Source organism: Ureibacillus acetophenoni (assembly GCF_900220965.1).
GTDB lineage: Bacteria > Bacillota > Bacilli > Bacillales_A > Planococcaceae > Ureibacillus > Ureibacillus acetophenoni.
Map to the genome: position 1 here is coordinate 48,123 of NZ_OBQC01000003.1, position 20,815 is coordinate 68,937.

Here is a 20,815-nt window from a genome sequence, read left to right on the forward strand (position 1 = left end):
ACATGTTGGGAAATAAATTAATAAGAAATCTTCGAATTTGTTTAGAAGATGGTTCTGTTATTCGTGGGGAAATGTTTATTGAAAATGGAAAAATCTCTCGTATTTCACAAACTCCAATTGAAAACTATGATGGAGAAGAATTTGATGGCAAAGGAAACTTAGCATTGCCAGGATTTATTGATCAACATATTCACGGTGCAATTGGAGCAGATTTTATGGATGGTGAATATCAAGCAACTGAAAGAATTGTTCACTATTTACCCAGCGAAGGAACGACTTCTTTTCTAGCAACAACTATGACACACTCACAAGAAAATATTCAGAATGCAATTAACGTGAATAAGCAGTTTACAGGAAATCGAAGTATTAAAGGGGCGGAGATGCTCGGCCTTCATTTAGAAGGACCATTTATCCATCCTGAACAAGCTGGAGCGCAGCCTTTGCAATATATTCGTAAACCTTCAATAGATATGGTTAAAGAATGGTTCGGTGCTCGGCTTGATGGGTTGAAAATCGTAACTCTAGCTCCTGAGCTAGATTCAAACTTTGAAATGATAGACTTTTTAAACAATAATCACGTTGTATCATCTGCTGGTCATACAATAGCGAGTTTTGAAGTTATTCAATCAGCACATCAACATGGGTTAAATAATTTAACTCATTTTACAAATGCAATGACAGGTATACACCATCGGGAAATAGGTGTTGTAGGAGCAGGTTTTATGAACAATAACCTATTTTGTGAAGTGATTGCAGATGGAGTTCATTTATCAGCGATGATGTTAAAAATGATTGGGAAATTTATTGGAGCTGATCGCATCATTTTAATTACAGATTCGATGCGAGCAAAAGGATTACCAGATGGAACCTATACATTAGCTGATCAGGATGTAACGGTCGTAGGACAAAAAGCAACTCTACGAAATGGTACCTTAGCTGGTAGTGTACTACGCATGATTGATGGTGTGAAGTTAATGAAGGAGCTCTGTGATCTTTCTATTCATGATATTCAAAAAATTAGTTCTATGAATGCAGCGAAACAACTAGGTGTTTTTGATAGAAAAGGTAGTTTAAGAGTAGGAAAAGATGCAGATTTCATATTGCTCAATGAAGACTTTGAAATACAACATACATTTTGTCTAGGAGAATTAAGTTTTTCGAAATAAAAAGAGAATAATAGATTGGAGGAGTAACGATGGCAGAATTAAAATTAGTAAACCTTACAAAAGAATATGATAAGGGAGCTGTCGCAGTTAAAGATTTTAACTTGCATATTTTAGATAAAGAATTCATTGTATTTGTTGGTCCTTCAGGATGCGGAAAAACAACTACTTTACGAATGATAGCAGGGTTAGAGGACATTACAGATGGCGTACTGGAAATCGACGGTAAAAAAATGAATGAAGTAGCACCTAAAAATCGGGATATTGCGATGGTATTCCAAAACTACGCATTGTATCCTCACAAGACAGTTTATGAAAACATGGCTTTTAGTTTACAAATGAGAAAAGTACCTAAAAAGGAAATACAAGAAAAAGTGAATGAAGCCGCAAAAATATTAGGTTTGGAAGAATATTTAAAACGTAAACCAAAAGCATTATCAGGTGGTCAACGTCAACGTGTTGCACTTGGCAGGGCCATTGTTCGTGATGCAAAAATATTTTTAATGGATGAACCGTTATCAAATTTAGATGCAAAATTACGTGTGCAAATGCGTGCAGAAATCCAAAAACTACATCGTAGGTTAGGAACAACAACTATTTATGTAACCCATGATCAAACAGAAGCGATGACAATGGCAACTCGATTAGTTGTCATGAAAGATGGTGTAATACAACAAGTTGGTACTCCTAAAGATGTTTACGATTATCCAAACAATGTGTTTGTAGGTGGCTTTATTGGTTCTCCGGCTATGAACTTTTTCAAAGGAAAGCTTAATGAAACAGAATTTGTTTTAGGAGACATTAGAATTCAAATTCCTGAAAATAAACTTACGTTATTACAAGAAAAAAGATATATTGGAAAAGAAATTATTCTCGGTATTCGTCCGGAAAATATTTATTCGAAATTTGAAGATATCGCGAACCATAAAGGGTCAACTGTTACAGCACAAATTGAAGTGGCTGAGCTAATGGGAGCGGAAACATACTTATATACCAATTTGAACGGTACGGATTTTATTGCAAGAATAGATGTGGATTCATCAGTAAAACCTTTAGATACTATACAATTAGCATTTGATATGGAAAAAGCACATTTCTTTGATGCGAATTCAGAAAATCGAATTTTTTAATGTAAAAAACCTGGCACATAATGCCAGGTTTTCTTCTCTAATTACATTCTTAAAATACAGTTTTATTTTTGGTCGAAATAATTCCCAAATGCATGGAAAATTTCTATACCTTGATATGTTAAAAGTGAAATAGAAGTCACTGAGAACATAGCCATTACAATTAATCGAATCCACATCATTTTTATTTTCCTCCTTTGAATTTAAGTTTTTATTCAAAAGAGTTGATTAAATAATTTGATTGATAAAATATTGTTGTAATTAACATTAGCCTTCTAGTAAATATCGAAAACAAGGAAAACAATCTAATAGAACTAGTAATAATTAAGGTAATTGTAACTAATGCAATTGTCGCGTTAATATCATTTCCGTTATCATCAAGTGGATATTCGGAAATTTGGTCATCAATAAGACTAATTTCTTGAAGGTTTATTGCTTGAGGATTTTCGAATATTAAATAAAAGAAGCTAATTATTATAACCAAAATAGAGAGGGTCAAGTATTTATTCATTACACTTTACTCCTCCTTAGAATTTAGAAGAATATTATATCAATAATTGTTGGGATTTGTAAAGGTTCTAATTTTTATTGTGATCTATTAATTAAAAATTCCTCCACTAATTGGGTATAACTTTCCAGCTAAAGCAAAAGAAGCTCTTCCGGTTTCTTCAGATACGACTAGTACGAGGGCATCGGTTAATTCCGATAAACCAATTGCAGCTCTATGTCTTGTACCTAATTTTTTTCCTCCAGAATCTTGTTTTGACACAGGAAGTACATTAGCCGCAGAAATAATTGTATCTTCTTTTATTAAAACAGCACCGTCATGAAGCCTACCACCTGGATAGAAAATTGATTCTAATAATGCACTTGAAACGTAGCCACCGATAGGTATTCCAGAATGTAAGTAAGGTTCCAAAGAATCATTACGCTCTACTGCAATTAATGCACCTTGTCTAAGTTCTGAAAAGTGCTGGATTGCAGTTGATATTTCCTGATAAGAGGAAGTGTAAGGAGATAAATAATTATTTAAGTAAAATAATGCGGCTGTTTTTTGTAATGTACTTAATTTACTTTGAATTTGTTCAAACTCGGTTAAGATACAGTCATCATTGCAATCAAACTTACTTAACATATCCTGAATTTCTGCAGAAACTTTAATTAAGTGCGTTTTTAAATGTTGCTTAATTGGTTCATTTATTGTCGAACCCATCATTGTTTCACTTCCTAACATTTGATTTTTAAAATTTGAACAAGCGTATGCATCTTGTTTATGTAAAGAATAAGGCGTGAGTAGGGGAGTTGTCCCTACATCACGCCGTTCCAAATTATTTATTTTTGTTTAGGCATGAATTCTTTTGCAATTTCCTGTTGTGATTTTAATTTAGAATTATTTGTTGAGCTTGAAGATGTCTTATTATTCGAAGAGTTATTTGGTTTAGAATTAGTGGTCATAAACTCATTCGCAAATTCTGTTAGTGCCCCCGTATTCGATTTAGATAAAGTATTCATTTTAGAGTTTTTAGCAGCATTAGAATTTGCCGACTTAGAAGAATTTTTATTTAAAGCGTTTGTTTCTGTTAAAAATTCATTGGCAAACTCTGTAACCGCATTTGTGTTTGTATTTGATTTTGCGGCTTTACCTTGTGCACCGTTTGTAGAATTTAATGACTTATTGTTGTTCTTATTGTTGTTAGCTTGAGTGTTAGAAGTTAGAAATTCATTCGCAAATTCAGTGATGACACTTGAAGTCGTTTTCGATTTTGCAGAATTTCCACTTGAAGCACTCTTATTTGCCTGTGAATTCGTTGTTAAAAAATCATTGGCAAACTCTGTAAGAGCATTTGTATTATTATTTGACTGCTTAGCATTCATTTGTGCATTATTTGATTTTCCTGAATTCGATGAGTTTTTATTTGCTTGTGTATTTGCTGATAAAAACTCATTTGCAAATTCCGTCACAGCGTTCGTATTTTTACCTTGACTTGAAGCATTTGACTTATATGAAGGGTTATTAAAGAATTCATTCGCAATTTCTTCAATAGACACTTTCGGCGTGTTACCTGACGAATTCGAATTAGAATTTGCCATTCCCGATAATTTGTTCTTCACCGTTTTCGGGATTAAATTAGGAACAAATTCTTTTGCGAATTCCATAATCGATTTAATCTGTTGCCCATTAGAAGAGGTTGGGGCACTTTTTGGGTAAAATTCTTTCGCAATTTCCTGATGGCTCTTTGGCTTTGCAGAATTTGTACTATTGTTCTTATTTCTCTTATTATCAATGATTGACATTAACTCATCTCCTTTCTATCTTAATATGAGTCGAGCAATTCATCTTTATGTTAGAGAACACTCGCCTCCATATCCAAAACAATACAAAAGATAAAATTCTAATGATTTAATTAGCATCTTTTAAAAATCCTTCCTTCTGTGCACTACTTTGTAATTGATCTTCAGTAATATGGAATTCTTCTGAAGTTTCTTCTTCATTTTGAATTATTCCATATGATGACATTTCTCCAATCCAAGCTAGGTTTTTTAACATCCGATCAATAAAAGACATACTAAAGCTCCTTTTCAACTAAGTATGAGTGGGAAAAGGGAAGCTATACTAAAAAGAAGTTTGCCTTATATGTGCAAACTTCAAGAAAGTATTTATTCTTCAATTTGTTTTATACTTGCTAACTCTAGCTCATGTAGCTTCTCGTATATACGACGTTTTCTGTAAAGCATAATTCCTGCTTCAGATACATCTTTAATCATTCCCTTATTAGCAATTGCACCAAATAACATTCCAGCAATGGGAATCATTTGAAATAACTTTTTCCAACCAAATTGATCGCGGTATGTAAAGAATACTTCTTGCCAACCTTTTAGCTGTGAAATCATATCTTCAGAAGAATTTTTGTTTTCATTCATTGATGCAAGTTCTTTTAAAATTGCTTCTTTACCAACAATGTCTGCAGAAGCAAATTGCATACACTTTACGATAAAAACACGTTCCTTTTTATCATTAGGATCATATCCATGAATAATTGCAATTTCTTGCAATGTCTTTAACGCAGTACCGAGGACAACTGGTATATCTACTACTAAAGTGAAGATACCTCCAAACCCTGTAGATGCCCCTTGAACAGTTGCAAATTTAACACGCTCACCCTGAAGTGCATCACTTACTTTGATCATATCTTTCAATGGCATTTTTGCCACATCATCAATCGTTTCAATTTCTAAATTAACCGTTGTTTTTCGTATCTTTTTTATCATTGCTTTTTCGCTTATTAAATATCTACCACCTGTTTGGATGTAACTTCCTAACTCATTTACTAAAATACCCATTTTCTCTTGAATGAATTTTGGTGTTACTTTGTCTAATAATTTAAAAGGTAAGCGGCCAAGTTTTTCCCAAAAGAATAATCCTTTTTGGTCATCTTCCCACGCTTCAATTTCCGTTAAATAATTTTGTAATTCCTCTTTAAGTTCCATTTAAAATTCTCCTACCTCATTTAATTCATACTCATAGTACGTTTCTCCAGCACAATAAGTTTCATCTAATTATTTTATACAAAATGTATGCATTTATTTTTTATATAACTAATTACTATTGAACAATCAGTTAAACGCTTATTTAACAGATACTCATTTAGTAGGACAATGGCGATCAGATGCTCCAACGACAAAAACATAGGATGTATATGAATGTGAACATTCCATTACGTTCGAATTGGGGTAGTTATATTCGTCATAATAAAATTAACCGTAGAGTTTATAATTTAAACGGTGAGTTCCTAGATGATGAATTTGTCACTGAAAATCATGCACTCATGATGTATGAGCCGTTTCTAGAAAATAAAAAACCACCATAACAAATAAAAAGCAGAATGATTTTCTAATCAACCTGCTTTTTATTTGTTATGGTTTTAAAATTACTTTAATACAATCTTCCGTTTTCGTATCAAACACTTCATATCCATGTTTTGCTTTTTCGAGTGGTAAGACATGTGTAACGATATCACTTGGGTCGACTTTACCTTCTTTTATTAAATTATAAATATGCGGCATGTAGTGAGGAACTGGAGCTTGTCCTGTTTTTAAAGTGACATTCCTTTGGAAGATATCACCTAAAGGAAATGCATTATAACGAGCGCCATAAACACCAGTAACCTGAATTGTTCCACCTTTTCGAACAGCTTGGCTTGCAATAACAAAACCGCCTAGGGCACCACCTTGCAATTTTAAACCACTAGCCAGAAATTCCATAGGTGTCATTTTTCCACTCATTCCAACGCAGTCAATTACGACATCTGCGCCACCTTTTGTAATTTCTTTAATATATTCTCCGCAATTTTCATGATCCTCGAAATTGACGATTTCTACTTTGTTTGTACGTTTTGCATGTTTTAGGCGATACCCAACGTAATCGACAGCAATGACTCGTTCTGCACCTTTTAACCATGCAAACTTTTGGGCAAGTAATCCGATAGGGCCACACCCAACGACAACAACTGTATCACCTGGCTTAACCCCGGCGTTATCTACACTCCAGTATGCAGTTGACGCTGCATCTGCAAGTAACACTAAACTTTCGTCAGGTATTTCGCTATCTTCAGGGACTCTGAATGGAAGAAAATTTCCGAAAGGTACTCGCATATATTCAGCTTGCCCACCAGGATAGCCACCTGTTGTGTGAGAATAGCCGAAGAATCCACCCATCTCGTGATCTTTGTGATTGTCATTTGAATTATCACATTGACTTTCTAAGTCGTGTTTACAAAACCAACATTCCCCACAAGCAACATTAAAAGGAATAACAACACGATCGCCTTTTTTAACCTTCGTTACACTCTTACCAACTTCTTCGACAATTCCCATGGGTTCATGGCCGATAATATAATCTTCATTTAGATTAGGAATCATACCATGTAATAAATGAAGATCAGAACCACAGATTGCCGATGCTGTAACTTTAATAATAATATCGTCTGGTTTTAGAATACTAGGTGCTTTTACTTGTTTTACTTGAACATTTTTAATTCCTTGGAAAGTTACTGCCTTCATATTAAAAACTCCCTTGTATTTATTCTTTTGGTGGAGTAGGGAACAAACCTTTTCGATTCATACTTTTCGGGAATAAATCTAATTGAGCGATACTTACTGCATTTTCTGCAGCTTTTATATCTAGGTCTTTTTGGGCTTCTAAATCATATGGCTTTAACCAATCTTTTTTCATCATTAATTCGCAAATTTCATCGTACAGATCGATCATGACATCTAACTGTGTTTTCATTAACTTTCGAAGGACAGGGGATGCTGTTTCTGTTAACGCGATTGAAATGTTTCGAATTCCGGTTTTTGTTGTTAATAAAAACTCTAGTGCAACACCGGAATCCGTTAGTTCAGGCATATTTACTGAATTAATAGGATCTAAATAGTCATCCACACATATCTCCTCCTAATATTCTAATTTTGAATTTCTATATAATTTGATCATTGCAGTTAATGCTGGAGTAGTTAATTTAACATTTTTGTCTAATAACGCCCTTAAATCATCATCAAAAACAATGCCTTGACTCATTTTTGATTTAAGTAAACTTGTTGTCATAAAATTAACTAATTCGTGAAATTCCATTGTTTCATGAAGAGCTAATTTCTTTTCGAACATATAGAAACCTCCTTTACATCCTTAAAAAAGGCTACCCTTTCAGTAAATGTTGTATTCATTTGTACGTTTTTTTGTATGAGATTAAATTTTATTTTTGAGGAATTTGAATAAAAAAGTTCTGGAGAGTCAAAATAGTGTCGTGGAGGTGAAAGACATCATGGCAAACAACAATAACAACAACAACCGTAATCGCAACAACCGTAACGATTTCGAGGAGTTAGCACAAGATTTAGATCTTAACAACCGTAATCGTAACAACAATAACAACAATAATCGCGAAGAGTATGCTCAAGAAGCAGACTTCGATCGCAACAATAACAACCGTAATAACAACAATAACAATAATAACAACAACCGTTAATTTTTGTTATAAATCCTTAAGCTTATTACACGGAGTTATTGAATAAGCTCTGAACTGAAGCCCCGAAGCGTCACTTTATATAAAGTGGCATTTCGGGGTCTTTCACTTCTACATAATTATTTGAAATTAATACTAAACTAAAACTGTCTAGGATAAAATAAAAATAACGAATACATAAAAGAAGGTGAACATAATCGAATTATTTATTGAATGGACCTATAAATCAAAAAATGGCACTGAAGCTACTTTCAGATCTGAGTTTATGCCAGCAGCACATGCACTGACTATTGGAGAAGATATTGAGAAAACTGGTCGAGCTAAAAACCTAACATATAATGATCAGTACGATACTACTTGGCTACCAAAAGAAATTAAAAAGTATTTAAAAGAAATGGAAACAGAGCCTCATAATGTGAAAGTGTATTTTGACGGTGGATATGACGTACAGTCACAAGAGGCAGGGCTTGGGGTAGCAATCTATTATGAACAAAATGGTAAGTGGTACCGTATGCGAAGAAATGCCCCGGCACAAGGTCTTGCATCAAATAATGAAGCGGAATATGCTGCGCTTCACTTGTCTGTCGTAGAATTAGAACTTCTTGAAGTACACCATCAAAAAGTTCAATTTATTGGGGATTCTCAAGTGGTCATTAACCAAATGAGTGGAGAATGGCCAGCTTATGAAAAGGAACTTGCAAGTTGGGCAGATCGAATTGATGAAAAACTAAAAACATTAGGTATTAAACCTCAATTTGAGTTAGTACCAAGAAAACTCAATGCTGAAGCAGATCGCCTTGCTACGCAAGCGTTACAAGGTGTTGATATAACTGGTCAAATTGAACTTCAAGATAAGTACGAATCTTAACATAAATTACAGAAGAAGATTGTAATGACCCGTAAAAGTTAGACAATATTCTAATTTTTACGGGTTTTTTTATATGGGAAAAATGTTGCATTTATTTCTATTAAATTAATTAATTACTAGTTCTTAGCATATATAACTTATAGTGGGGATTAATGAGATTCCTTATTACGATTTTAGGAGGGTTAATTTGAAAAAGATGAGGAAATTCGCAATCCTCGTTACGTCTACTGCTTTGACACTTGGTATTACTACTACCATTGGACAAGCACAGTCACCTATTGAATCACAAAGTGAACGGATTGCAATAGAAGTACAGTCGGATGAAGTTAACGTTTCAAAGTCAGAGCTAATTAAAAAATTTAAGTCACTATTTCCGAGTAAATTTGATTTTCTATCGGAAAACGATTTTCATCTAAGTAATGCCCACCACTATCCTGATGATGCTCGTATTCGTTATGATTTAAGTTTCCATAAACTTATTAATGGGAAGGATATTTATGGTAGCGTTTCTTTTGTAGGGGATAATCTTGATATAGAGTTTTTCTACTATTCACCAATAACATCAGCTGATGCTTTATTCCCAGCAAAAGTTTCAAAAGAAGAAGCGCAAAAAATTGCTGAGAATTTCTTAAGTAAATTGCCAAATGGCAGCAATTATGAACTAAGTCCAACGTATACAGATTATTATTACAATCAACTTATTACAGAACCGATCCGTTATGATTTTTCATTTATCCGTAAACAGAATAATATTCCAATCGCAGATCAACAAGTCTATATTACAGTATTAGGTAATGGGGAAATAATACAATTTAACCAATTTATGCAAAATTCTAGTAAAGTAACATTTGATGATGTTAATCAAGTTAAAAGTAAAGAAGAAATGCTTGCTAAAATGAAAGAGAATCTAGCAGTTCGATTAAAATATCAAATAAACTACGATTATCGGACAGGAAAAGAATCATTAGCACTCGTTTACCAACCAACGATTAATCTAGGTATTCATGCGATTAATGGTGAGTGGCAAACAGTTAATGGATTTACAAAAGATGCGCCTACAGTAGGGGGAATTGAGTTATTATCAACAAAACAATTACCTGCTAAATATGATGGAATTACTGTCGAGCAAGCTAAAAAGTTAGTACAAGAATTATTAAAAATTGATTCAGATAAAGTAAAGCTAAATATTTCTTCGGTTAATGAATATGAAAATGAATATGGTCAACCATTCTTAAGTATTTATTATTCATATGATTGGGATTATGGTGGATACGGTTCAACATTAGAGATAAATAAGCAAACTGGAGAAATCGTTTCATATCATGATTTAAAGAAAGAAGTCCTTAGAGAATTAGGTGAGCCTAAAGATCAAACAACCATTACTAAGGGTGAAGCACAAGAAAAAGCTATTGCGTATTTAAATGAATGGGTTCCTTCTTATTTACACCAATATGCAAAGCCAATTAATGAACCTTATTCTGAAGAGGGGCGAGGAATCTATCATTTTGAGTTTCCTAGAGTTGTGAATGGAATTATTGTAGAAGGAAGTTCAATTTCAGTAGCGGTGAGCAGTGATGGTTCGTTATATAGCTTATATATTAACCACCGACAATTTGATAATTGGCCATCAGTAAGTAATGTAATTTCGAGTGAAATTGCTAAGAAAACATATATTGAAGCCCTAAATTTAAATCTTCAATATATTAGACCTTACTATGAAAATTCTACTCACTATAACTTAGTGTATACTCCAATTTATAATCAAAATCCATTTAGCTATTTAGATGCTACGTCTGGTAAATGGCAGAGTCTAAATAGTGACACTGAATTACCGCAAGTTACTCATCCTATTGCAGAAGAAGAGTTAAACTATTTAATTCAAAATCGAATTCTAGAAGTGGATACAAAAACATTTAATGCGGACCAATCTATTACAAATGGTGAAGCGCTAAAAGTACTGGTGAAGTCGTTATCCTATTTTTACGAGTATGATTACCTTCGTCAACAAGAAATAGTAACTCAAACGTATAAAAATATTGATGCAAACCACCCATTATATTCAGTGGTTGAGCAAGCAGTCCGAATTGGAATATTGGATCCGAACGAAGCGTTTAACCCGGAAACTTTGCTAACAAAAGAACAATTAGCGGTTTGGTATATTCGAGCATTAGGGTTAGAGTTAGCTGCAAAGAATTTTAACATTTATAATATTGACCTTACGGATAAAGAGTCAATTGACTCTAAATATGTTGGGTATGTTGCATTAGCCGATTCACTAAAACTAGTGACTGCAGAAAATAATGAATTTAAACCAAAACAAGAAGTAACTTACGCTAATTTAGCAACTTCGATATTCCCATTAGCACATGCAATTCATGAAAATCGAAAATAGATTGAAAGACATAAGGGCTGACTCAAAAATAATATGAGTCAGCCTTTTTATTAACATAAATTGTTATTCATTCTTTTCTTTGAATCATTCTTTCAAATTTTTTTGGTAATTTCAAACCGAGATCTTTTAACTTTGAACGTGCATCTTCAACTAATGATGTTACTTTTTCTTTTGTTTCTTGATCCATGTTCTTGAATTCATTATCTTTAGGTAACGTAATTCCAAATTCTTTTAGCTGAGCTTCTGCCTCTTCATCTGATATTTTACCTTCATGTAAGTTTTTAAAAATTTCTATTACTTTTTCCTTTGACTGATCATCTAAATGAATATGTTTTTTATCAATTGTTATTCCTAATTTACTTAATTGTTCTTTCAAATTATTTATTATTTCTTTCGCTTTTTCTTTATCTTCACCACTTATACCGTTATAATCATCAATCGTCCCGATTACCGGCGTTACTGCAAATGCTGCCTGATTTACTAACATTATTACTAATAAGCTAAATAGAAAAGATATGATAAAAGTAAAAAGGTTTTTTATCATTTTTTCACTTACCTTTCTGAATTTAGATTAGTGGTTTGTTTAGCTCGATCATACAATTTATCATTCCCCAAAATAGTCCATTCAAAAGTGGATGTTTTTGTTATTTCTTTTAATGATGAATAATAACTAGAAAACAAAACAAAATAATAGCGAAATTTGAATTACATTATAGGAGGTATTTATGATGACAAAGTACAACCATAAGCCAAATCCAGATGATCGTTCTGATAATGTTGAAAAATTACAAGCGATGATTCAAAATACGGAAGATAAAATTCATAAAGCAGAAATTGCTATGGAATTTTCTGGAGAAAATCAACAGCAACAAATAAAAGAAAAAAACGAACGCCGTGAAAAAGCGATCCAAGGATTTAGAGAAGAAATTAAAGATGAAGCACATCGAAATGAATAATGGAGAAAAATTATAAAAGGATTTTTAGAATTTCTTTGATATTAAAGTGTAAACCGAGGTCTTAAATAATTAGAAACATGAGTTCAAACTGTTTATGGACTCATGTTTTTTTATTGGGTAACAAAATTCATTGTAATTATTCCTACTATACAAAAACTATACAATGTTATCGCGAGTATTTTGTTTCCTTTTGGAACTCCGTTTGTATTCATGATGTATGTAATCATTAGAGTGATGATTAAGAATATAACTATACTGTAAAGTAATTGATGCTCCAATAAAATTCCCTCATTTTTCCTCTTTTAAATAAGTATCATTCCTTTTTTGGAAAATTAATCAATTTTTAAAAAACATTCAAAAAAAATTAGTTAGAATATTTATCTCAATTAAAATTGTTTTGTTACAATTACTTTATCTAGCAGTTGATTAGAAAAGAGGCAATTTATGTATAAGACTATTGGTATACTTGCTCATGTAGATGCTGGTAAAACGACTTTTAGTGAGCAATTACTTTATCATACTGAAAGTATTCGTGAAGTTGGGAGAGTCGACCATAAAAATTCTTATTTAGATCATCATTTCATCGAAAAACAAAGAGGAATAACGATCTATGCGGATCAGGGAAGGATTCAATATAAAGGAGAGATCTATACAATTATTGATACACCCGGACATGTCGATTTTGCAGCAGAAATGGAAAGAGCAATTAGTGTTATGGATTATGCAATAATTATTATTAGTGTAATCGATGGGATAGAAGGTCATACAGAAACTGTCTGGGAACTTCTAAGAAAACATCATGTCCCTACGTTTATTTTTATAAATAAAATCGACAGAGAAGGTGCAAATATAAGCAGCCTTTTAAATGAGATTAAGGTGACATTTTCCGAAAATGCCTTGTATATAAACGAACCTATATCCGAAAAGTATATTCCAAATGATATTTTAGAATGGTTAGCAGAGAGAGATGAGAAATTACTAGACCAATATATTGAGGGGCAAATAGATTATCGACAATTTTTCCAAATACTTCAGTCACTTATTAAAAATGAGCAAGCATTTATTTGTATGGCTGGTTCTGCATTAAAGGATATTGGAGTAGCTGAGTTCTTTGATCAATTTTCTATTTTAACAAAAACCAACTATGATTCAGAACTACCATTCAGAGGTAAAGTATTTAAAATTCGCCATGATGAACAACATCAAAGAATAACCTTTTTGAAAGCAATGCAAGGTTGTTTACATGTTCGTCAAGAATTTCAGTTTGGAGAATCTTTCGAAAAAGTGAATGAAATTCGCTTATATAATGGAAGTCGATATGAATCGGTTAATAAGGTAGAAGCTGGGGATGTTTTTGCTGTTAAGGGATTATCTAAAGCTGAAATTGGAGACGTTTTAACCGCTGATTTGACCGATTTGACCAAATTTAAGGAATATCAACTAGTACCAACTTTGCAAGCAAAGGTAGTTCATCATGGAACAGATCATATAAAAGAAGTATTAAAAACTATACGTATTTTAGAGGCTGAAGAGCCAACATTAAAAGTAATTTGGAGCGAAAAGTTCCAAGAAATACATGTACATATTATGGGAGTTATTCAGCTGGAAGTATTACAAGTGATTGCAAAAGAACGTTTTAATTTAGATATTACTTTTGATGAACCAAAAATTTTGTACTTAGAAACAATCCAATCATCGGTGACTGGTTACGGGCATTTCGAACCGCTAAAGCATTACGCTGAAGTGCACTTAAAAATGGATCCTGGCGAAAGGGATAAAGGAATCAGTTTTGAAAATGCTTGTCATGCTGACGATTTATCGTTAGGTCATCAACGATTAATAGAAAAGCATCTATTTGAAAGGGAACATAACGGATTATTAACTGGATATTCAATAACAGATATAAAATTCACTTTACTGACCGGTAGAGCTCACAATAAGCATACAAACGGCGGAGATTTTCGTGAAGCTACCTTTAGAGCAATTCGCCAAGGTTTAGAACAAGCCGAAAATATTCTATTAGAACCTTATTACCGATTCAAAATGAAAGCACCTATTGAACATGTAGGTCGGATGATGACTGATATTCAAACAGCAAGTGGAACCTTTGAGCCGCCAATTATGACCGATACGTTAGTAATAATTGAAGGGAAAGTTCCCGTTGCAACTTTCATGAATTACAGCACTACATTTCATGCTTTTACAAATGGGAAAGGTGTGCTTACGTTAAAATTTGCTGGTTATGATGTATGTCACAATAGTGAAGTAGTTATTGAAAAAATAGGATATGACAAAAATGCAGATCCCGAATATTCATCTTCTAGTATTTTTTGTGCAAAAGGAAAAGGGTATACGGTACCTTGGTATGAAGCAGCAGAGGCAATGCATTGCTTAAAAAAATAAGATTAGTATAAAATAACTCCTTTATAGCTTAAAATTATTTAAAAATAGTATTCTTAAAATTTTCACTTTTTCATTACAATTATTTAACATTTGCTAAACATAACGATTACATTTTGATAGAATAGTAAATAGTAAAACAATCTTTCTAAATACATCTTTAAATCGGTAGTACTACCGTTTAATTTGTGTGTTTGTGAAGATTAAAGGTGGAACATATAATATGAAACTAAAAACTACATTAACTTTTCAACTTGGTACAATTATTGCAGGGATTTTAATTGTAATGATTGCTATATCTTCCGTTGCTACATATATCACTGCCTATGACAAATTATATGAAGCTGCAGGAATAGAAGCTTATGGCTGTGCCAATATTACTACAGGTTTAATTAACACTGATGATTTAAATAAAGCTTTAGATGGAGATGTACAAACGAGTGAACAACTTGGTAAAACGATTAATTGGACAACTCAACATAAAAACATCTTTGAATCTCAATATATAGTAGATTTAAATGGGAATCTTGTAGCTTTAGATGATAACTTGAAAGATAAAGGCTTTGCTGTTGGAGATGCATTCCATGTTGACGAACAAGCGATTGCAACATTGATTGAAACAGGACACCCTACATACTCAGAACCCTATGAGTTTGCTGGATTAAAAAGACTTTCAGGATATGCTCCAATATTTGAAGATCATGATTCTTCAAAAGAAATTATTGCAATAAGTGTAATTGACTTTGATGCAAACATTGTTTCTGAAAGAACTTGGGGAGTTGTAAGCCAAGGAATATTAATTAGTATTATTCCGATGCTACTTGCCGCAGTCGTTACAGCATTATTAATTCGTCGCAAAACTAAACCTATTTCAGCGCTTATTCACCAAGCAAAAGAAATTGCTGGTGGAAATTTAATGGTTGGCCCGACTAAGGTTAAAAGTAAAGATGAAATTGGTGATTTAGCAAATACGTTAAATCAACTAACATTAAACTTACAAAATATGATAGCAACTATGCGTAAAACATCACATCAATTAACTGAAAATGCAAATGAAAATGCGAGCTCATTAGAGGAAATGACTCAATCCGTTAAAACTGTTGCAAATAATATTGAAGAAGTTTCTGCTTCGATGACTGATGGGATGAATCATGCGGATCAAGCTTCATCCGTATTAATAACACTTGCTGAAGACTTGCAAAACATGAAATTAAAAGCCGATAACACTGTAGAAGTTTCTAATAACACGATGCAAATTGCATCTGAAGGTGAAGTTCGCGCTAAAGAAATTAGTAATGATATGGAAAAAATCCGTACTGGATCAAAAGAAGTTAGCGACACTATTCAACAACTAGTACAATCAACAACAAAAATTCAGTCAATTACTAATGCCATTTCAGATATCGCTTCCCAAACGAACTTACTTGCACTGAACGCTTCCATTGAAGCAGCAAGAGCAGGTGAACATGGAAAAGGTTTTGCTGTTGTTGCCGAAGAAGTTCGAAAATTAGCAGAACAATCCAACAAAGAAGTTTCTCAAGTTGGGAATTTAGTAAAAGATATTATGGATAAAATTGGGAAAGTTATGATTTCTTCGAATGAAAATGAGAAGTATATTGAAAAAGGCTCTAATACTGTCAAATTAACTGCAAAAGCACTAAATAATATTTCCATAGCGGTTTCAGACACAGTAAAAGAAATTGCCACAATTTCTGATTTACTTTCGTCTGAAACTGTTAAATCGGATAATATTGTTGAGATGATTCAAGAATTTACACATTCCATTCATCAAATTGAAAGTACAATAACAAATATTGCGGCAGCTGCAGAAGAAACTACTGCAGGTATTGACGAAATTTCTAACAGTTCACAAGAATCCACATTAATGGCTGAAGAACTAGAAAAGTATGTACGCACATTTAAACTAAAAGAGTAAAAGACAGGGAATGATCCAATCCAAAGTTGGATCGTTCTTTTTCTATAAAGGTTAGATTTCAACTTAGTAGGGTAGGGAGTCAATATGAACGAAATTCATCCAAATGATATATACTTAAAAGGGAATAAAGTAGCCATCTTACTGTTACACAGTTTTACTAGTAGTGCCAAAGAGATGCGAGGTCTAGCAAACTATCTTCACGAACACGGGTTTAGCTGTTATGCTCCAAATTATAAAGGACACGGAGAATCACCTGATAGATTGTTTCAATCCTCAGTAGAAGAAGCTTGGGAAACGGCTGAAGAAGCAATTCAATTTTTACAAAAAGAAGGTTATGAAAATATAATTGTAGTAGGACAGTCTCTTGGTGGGGTAATGGCTCTAAGACTCGCTTCAAAAAGTATTTGTAAAGCTATTGTCACCATTTCCGCTCCAATTTTTGAAAGACCTATCGAAACGCTTGAAGACCGTATGAGACATTATACAAATCGATATTACCGTAAGAAAAATAAAACAGAAGAATGGATAGAAGTTTATATAAATCAACACTTCCCGCGGCCGGTTCATAAACTTAAGGACTTGCAACAGTTTATTCTAAAAACACAAACTGTTCTAAATGGGGTTACTAAACCAATTTTATTAGCTAAAGGTGGTATGGACGATCAAGTATTCCAAGAAAGTATCGATTTAATCGAATCATCTGTACAAAGTTCATTTAAAAGAAAAACTACATATACAAATAGTGGACATTTAATCACTATGGATAAAGATCGTGAACGATTATTTTTAGATATACAATTATTTGTTGAACAAGTACTAAAAAGTGAGAAGATATACTCTTAGATAAATTTCAGTAAACTTACTGTTAAACATTGATAGATTTGATTGAAATCAATGGAGATGCTACAAATAATTGATAGTGGCCAGTCTGATAATATTAGTACTAACAAGGTTGTCTAGAAGCGAATTTATACTAGACAACCTTATTCTTCATATTATTGAGTAGCTCTTTCATTTAGAATAGAATTCACGATGTGAAAGGAGTCCCATTCACCGCGGGATAATTTAATAATAGGGTATTTTTTAGGAAATAGCTTTTGACAAATTTCTTTAGCTGTATAGCCTTCACTAAACAAAGTTAGCACTTCATGTTGTAACGATTTTAAGTAGTCACGTTTCTGTTCAATGGCTGTCCGACCATCAGTTACATATCCTGCATGCTGACAGAATACTTCCTTAAAATCGAAAGTCAATACTTTATCTAATGATTCAATAATTGTTGGAATACTTTCATTCGATAATAATAACTTAGTATGGACCTGTACAAATAAGTCACCTGTAAATAATTGACCTGTATCTCTATTTAAAAAGGAATGATGGTCAAAAGCATGTCCGGGAGTATCTATTACGTCCCAAGTTGCATATCGTGACTGAAAAGTTTTTGGTGATGGATTGGCATGAAATGGTTTTCTACGTCCCCAAAAGGCTTTTCGGTAAAAAGGGTAATCTGCTTTACCGGAGCAAACATTAATCGATTTTTCATTAATATAGATTGGTATTTTTTTCGTTTTCTCTATATACGAAGCACATCCAGTATGATCCTCGTGATGGTGGGTAATAAATACTTGATCAAAGTCTTGTTGATCGATAAATGCTTCAAAATATTTATGTAATGATCTAGCACCTGTATCTATTAGTACGCCGTCAATTTGATAGCTATATACATTCATTGAAAATCCTTGCATACTAATATGACCGTTCATATAAGAAACGCCATGTTTTTCTCCAGTCTTTGCATTCTTTTTAAAAATCACACGATCAACTCCTTTATAAACCATATCATATACCAATAATGAATGAATATTCAATCAGTCAAGTAGGGGTTTTTTATAAAAAGTGAATACGACTACATAAGGTTTTTTGCTTTTAGGTGTACCTCAAGATTTTAAATGTAAAATAAAAAAGCATGTGAATTTTTATACGATTCACATGCTTAAAAACTAATTTTCTCCAAAACCTATTCCAAGATATCCTGCTAATTCAATTGAGAAATCTTCATTAATTTTTCTGTACTCACCTTTAGAAGAATAGAGGACAAATCCATCTGAATAAGACCAAATTTCATATACAATGTCATCGACCTCAAACTTATAATTAGGAGAATTCGTAAATTCCAATTTCATTTCCTCCCAGTTTAAGATTGATACAAATGTTTTCACTCTTGAGATATTTTCTTTATCAATCGTAAGTTGAATCGTGTTATTACTTTTTGTATCGGGTTGATATGCATCAATCATTTTAACGTTCCAAATATCAGATACAAACGGTGACCTACTGGATTCTACCGTTTTACCATATACTTCGATTAAATCACCTACATTGAGATTAGGTATTTCGTCTTGTGGATACCAGTATGCTTCTAAATGTTTTTCAAGAATTTCTTCCGTTTGTAGGATTTGAATATCTTCAACAGTAGCATCTGGAACTACTAAAAACATATTATCTTCAAATGCAACAACACGACCTATTTTTTTTTGTCCTTCCCAAATAGGTGAGTTATACAAAGGAAGATCATGTTTTTCTTTAAATCGTTTTATTTCATCTGCAAAATGTTCACGGAAATAAGGGAGTGCGTGTTTAACTGCCAATGAATTAGCAACTGATGTATCTATTTTTGGATAAAGTTTTATATAGTGTTCTTCTAAATACCGTCTGGCTCCATCGTAGGGGCTAGTTTTACTTAAATGTTCTTCAAACTCGGCCATCGTAATATTTGCCTGTGAAAATGTATCGTTCCAAAACTTTTTTGATTCTTCACTTCCAAACATCACTTCCATGTTTCGGTTGTATATTTCATTCATTTCTGTTTCACTAATTTCATAGCCATGGGATAATGCGTATGTGTAAATTGCTAAGTCTTTCTCATAATTTTCGTAAACATGTTCTAATCTAGATTCATCACTATTAAAACCCATTACTTTATTTAATTTAATATCAAAATTGAATATTTGATCGTCAAATAGTTCTGCTGTTGCTAATTGAAGGTCGTCGTTTTGCTGATTTATCAAGAATGATGTTACTAGAAAGAGAACTCCTATTAATGCAACTGCGCCTATACCTGAAAAGAGATTCTTTTTATAGTTCTGCTTTTTCTCATGCTGTTTATAAATATTTTCTCGTACACGAACCTTATTTTCACTAAGATCACCAGCAACTTTTATTAAACTTTTTTTAATTTCATTCACTAAGTAGCACCTCCCATTCTTCATCTTGTAATAGTGGTTTTAATCGTTCTCGAGCTCTTCTTAATCGAGTTTTCACTGTGTTTTCAGGAATTTCTAAAGTTTGGGCTATTTCAGCAATACTCATCTCTTGGAAGTAGTACAAAATTATCAACTCACGGTATTCCAGTGTCAATTGTAAAATGGCTTCACCAATCATTGTACGTTCATCAATTATTAACACGTTGTCTTTCTTTTTCTTCGCTTTTAGGGAAGTCCATTTTTCCTTCAATTGTATTTTTTTATATGCCCAACTTTTTAAGTAGTCTTTTGATTTATTAATCGTCATTCTAGAAAGAAATGCACGTAATGTTCCTTGTTCTTCATAATTAGCATCCAGAAATTTAATAAATACTTCTTGAACAATGTCTTCTGCTGCATAATGATCCTTTGTATAAAAGTAAGCAAGTTGTAATAGATGTTCTGCATGCTCATCAAAAATGAAATCTAGTTCTCTATTGATCTTGGTCACCCCCTAAGTACACTATAAACGATTGCCAAAAGGTTCACGTTTCAAAGTTATGAAATTTTTTCATTTCTGAGGAACATAATAATAAGTTGGGGCTTATTTTTAAGTCGTAACAAAAATGAAATACATTATGGAATAATATAATTTATAATGAAGGTAATTGGTCTTCAACAATGGAATATATATTTAATTAAACCATT

Annotated in this window: 22 protein-coding genes; 10 read left to right on the top strand and 12 right to left on the bottom strand. The window is 32.7% G+C overall.

What is annotated here, in order from left to right; all coding sequences use genetic code 11:
* Positions 1-2: 2 nt before the first annotated feature.
* Positions 3-1,166, top strand: a complete 1,164-nt coding sequence (nagA, locus tag CRO45_RS05690; protein ID WP_097148694.1) for an N-acetylglucosamine-6-phosphate deacetylase — start codon at positions 3-5, stop codon at positions 1,164-1,166.
* 29 nt (positions 1,167-1,195) lie between these two features.
* Positions 1,196-2,293: an ABC transporter ATP-binding protein gene (locus CRO45_RS05695; RefSeq protein ID WP_097148695.1), complete on the top strand. Its 1,098-nt coding sequence runs from the start codon at positions 1,196-1,198 to the stop codon at positions 2,291-2,293.
* A 208-nt stretch (positions 2,294-2,501) separates the two neighbouring features.
* On the opposite strand, the gene CRO45_RS19995 is transcribed toward CRO45_RS05695, so the two are convergent.
* The 5 genes from CRO45_RS19995 to CRO45_RS05715 form a co-directional block, all read right to left on the bottom strand.
* Positions 2,502-2,801, bottom strand: a complete 300-nt coding sequence (locus CRO45_RS19995) for a hypothetical protein (RefSeq protein WP_097148696.1) — start codon at positions 2,799-2,801, stop codon at positions 2,502-2,504.
* Between the two features lie 87 nt (positions 2,802-2,888).
* Positions 2,889-3,506: a sporulation-specific diadenylate cyclase CdaS gene (gene cdaS / locus CRO45_RS05705; RefSeq protein ID WP_097148697.1), complete on the bottom strand. Its 618-nt coding sequence runs from the start codon at positions 3,504-3,506 to the stop codon at positions 2,889-2,891.
* Between the two features lie 116 nt (positions 3,507-3,622).
* Positions 3,623-4,585: a hypothetical protein gene (locus CRO45_RS05710; RefSeq protein ID WP_097148698.1), complete on the bottom strand. Its 963-nt coding sequence runs from the start codon at positions 4,583-4,585 to the stop codon at positions 3,623-3,625.
* A gap of 106 nt (positions 4,586-4,691) precedes the next feature.
* Positions 4,692-4,856, bottom strand: a complete 165-nt coding sequence (locus tag CRO45_RS20000; RefSeq protein WP_170949416.1) for a hypothetical protein — start codon at positions 4,854-4,856, stop codon at positions 4,692-4,694.
* A gap of 92 nt (positions 4,857-4,948) precedes the next feature.
* A complete protein-coding gene (locus CRO45_RS05715) occupies positions 4,949-5,779 on the bottom strand; it encodes an EcsC family protein (RefSeq protein ID WP_097148699.1) in 831 nt (276 codons plus the stop codon).
* 215 nt (positions 5,780-5,994) lie between these two features.
* Between CRO45_RS05715 and CRO45_RS20005 the strand changes: the two genes are divergently transcribed.
* The gene (locus CRO45_RS20005) at positions 5,995-6,159 is read left to right on the top strand and encodes a hypothetical protein (protein WP_170949417.1); all 165 of its coding nucleotides are present in this window, start codon (positions 5,995-5,997) and stop codon (positions 6,157-6,159) included.
* 46 nt (positions 6,160-6,205) lie between these two features.
* Here CRO45_RS20005 and CRO45_RS05720 read toward each other — a convergent pair whose 3' ends face one another.
* Genes CRO45_RS05720 through CRO45_RS05730 form a run of 3 tightly spaced genes read right to left on the bottom strand, consistent with a single transcriptional unit; the run spans position 6,206 to position 7,955 of the window.
* Complete coding sequence (locus CRO45_RS05720) at positions 6,206-7,351, bottom strand: zinc-dependent alcohol dehydrogenase (RefSeq protein ID WP_097148700.1); 1,146 nt, start codon at positions 7,349-7,351, stop codon at positions 6,206-6,208.
* A 19-nt stretch (positions 7,352-7,370) separates the two neighbouring features.
* Positions 7,371-7,733, bottom strand: a complete 363-nt coding sequence (locus CRO45_RS05725) for a spore coat protein (RefSeq protein ID WP_097148701.1) — start codon at positions 7,731-7,733, stop codon at positions 7,371-7,373.
* A gap of 12 nt (positions 7,734-7,745) precedes the next feature.
* Positions 7,746-7,955 (bottom strand): spore coat protein, encoded by a 210-nt coding sequence (locus CRO45_RS05730; RefSeq protein ID WP_097148702.1) that lies wholly within the window; start codon positions 7,953-7,955, stop codon positions 7,746-7,748.
* Positions 7,956-8,112: 157 nt separating this feature from the next.
* Between CRO45_RS05730 and CRO45_RS05735 the strand changes: the two genes are divergently transcribed.
* The 3 genes from CRO45_RS05735 to CRO45_RS05745 all read left to right on the top strand — a co-directional run bounded on the left by CRO45_RS05735 (position 8,113) and on the right by CRO45_RS05745 (position 11,573).
* A complete protein-coding gene (locus CRO45_RS05735; protein WP_097148703.1) occupies positions 8,113-8,316 on the top strand; it encodes a hypothetical protein in 204 nt (67 codons plus the stop codon).
* A gap of 193 nt (positions 8,317-8,509) precedes the next feature.
* Complete coding sequence (locus tag CRO45_RS05740; protein ID WP_097148988.1) at positions 8,510-9,181, top strand: reverse transcriptase-like protein; 672 nt, start codon at positions 8,510-8,512, stop codon at positions 9,179-9,181.
* 196 nt (positions 9,182-9,377) lie between these two features.
* Positions 9,378-11,573, top strand: a complete 2,196-nt coding sequence (locus tag CRO45_RS05745; RefSeq protein ID WP_328588605.1) for a YcdB/YcdC domain-containing protein — start codon at positions 9,378-9,380, stop codon at positions 11,571-11,573.
* A gap of 67 nt (positions 11,574-11,640) precedes the next feature.
* On the opposite strand, the gene CRO45_RS05750 is transcribed toward CRO45_RS05745, so the two are convergent.
* Positions 11,641-12,117 carry a hypothetical protein gene (locus CRO45_RS05750; RefSeq protein ID WP_097148705.1) on the bottom strand — a complete coding sequence of 159 codons (477 nt, stop codon included), beginning with the start codon at positions 12,115-12,117 and terminating at the stop codon, positions 11,641-11,643.
* 184 nt (positions 12,118-12,301) lie between these two features.
* Between CRO45_RS05750 and tlp the strand changes: the two genes are divergently transcribed.
* From tlp to CRO45_RS05770, 4 genes are all read left to right on the top strand, one after another.
* The gene (tlp, locus tag CRO45_RS05755) at positions 12,302-12,529 is read left to right on the top strand and encodes a small acid-soluble spore protein Tlp (protein ID WP_097148706.1); all 228 of its coding nucleotides are present in this window, start codon (positions 12,302-12,304) and stop codon (positions 12,527-12,529) included.
* A gap of 444 nt (positions 12,530-12,973) precedes the next feature.
* Entirely contained in the window at positions 12,974-14,932 is a 1,959-nt protein-coding gene (locus CRO45_RS05760; RefSeq protein WP_097148707.1) for an elongation factor G, read from the top strand.
* A 220-nt stretch (positions 14,933-15,152) separates the two neighbouring features.
* The gene (locus CRO45_RS05765; RefSeq protein WP_097148708.1) at positions 15,153-16,865 is read left to right on the top strand and encodes a methyl-accepting chemotaxis protein; all 1,713 of its coding nucleotides are present in this window, start codon (positions 15,153-15,155) and stop codon (positions 16,863-16,865) included.
* A gap of 84 nt (positions 16,866-16,949) precedes the next feature.
* Entirely contained in the window at positions 16,950-17,708 is a 759-nt protein-coding gene (locus CRO45_RS05770; protein WP_097148709.1) for an alpha/beta hydrolase, read from the top strand.
* Between the two features lie 152 nt (positions 17,709-17,860).
* Here CRO45_RS05770 and CRO45_RS05775 read toward each other — a convergent pair whose 3' ends face one another.
* From CRO45_RS05775 to CRO45_RS05785, 3 genes are all read right to left on the bottom strand, one after another.
* Positions 17,861-18,679 carry an MBL fold metallo-hydrolase gene (locus tag CRO45_RS05775; protein WP_097148710.1) on the bottom strand — a complete coding sequence of 273 codons (819 nt, stop codon included), beginning with the start codon at positions 18,677-18,679 and terminating at the stop codon, positions 17,861-17,863.
* Between the two features lie 186 nt (positions 18,680-18,865).
* A complete protein-coding gene (locus tag CRO45_RS05780; protein ID WP_097148711.1) occupies positions 18,866-20,110 on the bottom strand; it encodes a DUF3221 domain-containing protein in 1,245 nt (414 codons plus the stop codon).
* Positions 20,103-20,618 carry a sigma-70 family RNA polymerase sigma factor gene (locus tag CRO45_RS05785; RefSeq protein WP_235864526.1) on the bottom strand — a complete coding sequence of 172 codons (516 nt, stop codon included), beginning with the start codon at positions 20,616-20,618 and terminating at the stop codon, positions 20,103-20,105. Before CRO45_RS05785 ends, CRO45_RS05780 begins: the two co-directional genes overlap by 8 nt.
* Between the last annotated feature and the right edge of the window lie 197 nt (positions 20,619-20,815).